Source organism: Gordonia sp. (in: high G+C Gram-positive bacteria) (genome assembly GCF_020438995.1).
Classification (GTDB): Bacteria; Actinomycetota; Actinomycetes; order Mycobacteriales; family Mycobacteriaceae; genus Gordonia.
On record NZ_JAGQTN010000120.1, the window covers coordinates 1 to 3,142 of the forward strand.

General features: G+C 66.5%; 3 protein-coding genes. 2 read left to right on the top strand and 1 reads right to left on the bottom strand.

Annotated features, from left to right (window positions below):
• Together KDB67_RS09300 and KDB67_RS09305 are read left to right on the top strand one after the other, a co-directional pair.
• Positions 1-986: ComEC/Rec2 family competence protein (locus tag KDB67_RS09300; protein WP_291015136.1), on the top strand; the 986-nt coding region annotated here is incomplete at its 5' end.
• Between the two features lie 212 nt (positions 987-1,198).
• Positions 1,199-2,047 carry an EamA family transporter gene (locus tag KDB67_RS09305; protein WP_291015141.1) on the top strand — a complete coding sequence of 283 codons (849 nt, stop codon included), beginning with the start codon at positions 1,199-1,201 and terminating at the stop codon, positions 2,045-2,047.
• A gap of 189 nt (positions 2,048-2,236) precedes the next feature.
• Here the strand turns inward: KDB67_RS09305 and KDB67_RS09310 are convergent.
• Positions 2,237-3,142 (bottom strand): TerD family protein (locus tag KDB67_RS09310; RefSeq protein ID WP_291015139.1); only part of this gene is annotated, 906 nt, incomplete at its 5' end.

A 3,142-nucleotide genomic window follows, 5' to 3' on the forward strand; every position in this document is an offset into this window, starting at 1 on the left:
CCGCCGTCGGTACACCAACACTCGTCGGCGAACCACCTGCTCATCAGCGGGTCGCGGCGCATATCCGTGACCGACTGCGCACCCTCAGTGCCCGGGCGTTGAGCTCACCTGAATCCGGTCTCCTGCCCGGCCTGGTCCTCGGCGACATCTCCGGCCTGGACGACGAAGTGCGCGACGACTTCCGTGATGCGGGCCTGAGCCACCTCACCGCCGTCTCGGGAAGCAACTTCGCCATCGTCTGCGGCGCGGCACTGGTCCTGCTCGCCCTACTGGGTTGTCCGCGTAGGCTTCTCCCGATCCTCGGCCTGCTGGTGATCGTCGGTTTCGTGATCCTGGTCCGCCCGTCTCCGAGTGTCCTGCGGGCCGCGATGATGGGTTCGGTCGGACTCCTCGCCATGCTCAGCCGACGAAGATCCCAGGCGTTACCCGCACTCGGGACCGCCGTCATCGTCGGCCTGCTGTGGTGGCCCGAACTCGCCCTTGCCCCCGGCTTCGCGCTCTCGGTAGCCGCGACCGCCGGAATCGTCCTGTGGGGACCGGCAATCCGGGACTGGCTGTGGCACTACCGAATACCCACCGGCGTCGCCGAAGTGCTCGCGATGGCCATCGCCGCGCAACTGGTGACCGCTCCCATCATCGCTTTGATCAGCGGCCGGTTCAGCATCGTCGCGATCGCAGCCAACATCCTGGTGGTACCGGTCGTCGGGGTGATCAGCATCGTCGGCACGGTGCTCGCGATCATCGGCTCGGTCGGTACGTCCGGCGGATTCGGTTGGGTGGTCGCCGAACTCCTGGCCCGCCTACTCGGCCCCGCCCTCTGGTGGATGGTCACCTGTGCCCGCGTCCTCGGTGGGTGGGCCTGGGCATCGATTCCGGTGCCCGACGGTGTCGTGGGTGCGGCCGTGGTGGGCGGGGCGACGCTCGTCGTCGGGCTGTGGGCGCGGAGTCGGATGTCCGCGCACAGGTTTGGTCCCGAGCAGGCATAGTCCAATTCGGAATCCAGGTGCCGGTACCGGGCGCCCGGATTCCGTTGATGGTCGGCGCGGTGGCGCCCAGGCTGATGATGCCGACCGGGCGGCATCGTCGTGATGCCTGGCCTACAGTGAGCCCGGTGAGCCTCGCTGATTCCACGCCGGCCGGCAGGAAGGCAGCAGACCGTCTGCTGCCGCCCGGCTTGATGATCGTCGGCGCGACGTCGATGTATCTGGGTGCGGCAGTGGCAGTAGGACTGTTCGACGCGATCGAGCCGGCGGGCGTGGCATGGTTGCGGATCGCCGGCGCGGCCGTCGTTCTGGTGCTGTGGGTTCGGCCGGGTCGCGCAGCATGGCACTGGCGCCGGCTGCGTCTGGCGTCGGCGTTCGGACTGATGACCGCGGCGATGAACATCGCGTTCTATGAAGCACTCGACCACCTGCCACTCGGGTCGGCGGTGGCGCTGGAGTTCTTGGGGCCGATCGCGGTGGTCGTGGCGGGTTCGCGGACACGACGGGACCTGGTGGCGCTGGTGTTCGCGGTGGTGGGGGTAATGCTTATCGCGGATGTGCGCTGGAGCGGGACGGCATGGGGTGTGATTCTCGCGCTGACTGCGGCCACGTGCTGGGCCGGCTACATCGTGTTGGGGAAGAAGGTCGCCCAACGCGGGTCCGGTGTCGAGGATCTGGCAACCGGGTTCGTGATGGCGGCGCTGCTGACCTCACCGTTGATCTGGCTGGTATGGCGGGGGATCGACTGGGACGCCCCTGGCTGGCAGACCGGCGGTGACGGCGCGTCGATCTGGGCGGTGCTGTGCTTGGGGCTGGCGGTGGGCGCAGCCTCGAGCGCCGTTCCGTACGGACTGGATCAGGTCGTGCTGAGGCGGATCGGCGCGGGACGCTTCGCCTTGTTGATGGCATTGCTGCCGGTGACCGCGGCGGTGATCGGCTTTCTCGCGCTCGGCCAGGTGCCGCATTCATGGGAGATCGCCGGGATCGTGTGTGTGGCCGTCGCGGTGGCGGTGCGGACCGCCGACCCGGATGAGGGTGAGGTCGAATCAGCGACGGACAGGTGATTGCGACGCCGCGCGGACTCCGGATCCTTTGATCCGGCCCTGTGGTGGATGGTTACCTGCGCCCGTTTCCTCGGCTGGGCATCGATCCCCGTTTCCGAGGCGTGCCTGGCGCGGTGTTGGTCGCGCTGGCAACCGGGCTGGCGGTCACGGTGTTCCGATTGCGGCCGTCCAGCCGCTCGGGCATTCAGGTCACATGAACTGACGGGATTGCTTGGCGGCCTTCTTCGGTGTGCGGGCCGAGAATCCCTCCCCGATCGCACGGAGCTTCCATTCGCCGTTCTGCCGGTCGATGGCGGCCATCAGGATCGCCGTATGTGGCACCTTCTGGTTGAGCGTGTAGCGGGCCAGTTCCGTGTTGGTGGTGGTGTCGACGAGCCGGCAATAGGCGTTCTGGACGGATTTGAAGGATTGCCCCAGAAAGGAGGTGACGGTGAAGCCAAGCTTGTCGATGTGGGGTGGAATACGTTGTAGAGCAATCGATATCGTTTCATCATCGCCCTCGCCGTGGCCGGTCAGATTGTCCCCGGAGTGGACGATCGAGCCGTCGTTGCTGCGAAGATGGTAGAAGCACACGATTTCCATACACTCACTGCCGGAGTACATCAGTACCGATGCGTCGAGGTCGATCGATCGGCCGCGGCCAGGGTCCCAGCCCAGTGCCATCGCGATGTCGGTCAGTGCGACGTTGCCGTCTTTGCGCAGCGTCACCCGCTGTCCCTTGACGAGGTTGACCGGCCGGTTCTTGCTGAGGCTGATCTCCGGGACCGGTGCTGGGGCCGCCACCGGTTGCGGTGCCTGTACCGGTGGGGGTGGTGTGGGTTCGTCGTCGACGCTGACTCCGTGGTCACGTACCAGGTCGGCGAAACCGCCGGCGTATCCCTGCCCGACGGCGCGAACCTTCCATTGGTTGCCGCGCCGATATATCTCGATCGCGACCACGACTGATTCGCTCGAAAGTCCTTCGATCATATAGGAATACAGTTCGTTTCCGGCTACGTCGAGGATCCGGGCGATTGGTGCGGGGAACTGCCCGAACCTGAGCCCGGCGTCGTCAAGAGTGATGACGGTACGGACCGCGGCGATATCGGCGGGCAC

Coding starts and splice junctions, on each gene's coding strand:
- KDB67_RS09305 (WP_291015141.1), top strand. CDS start 1,199: ATGTATCTGGGTGCGGCAGTGGCAGTAGGACTGTTCGACGCGATCGAG.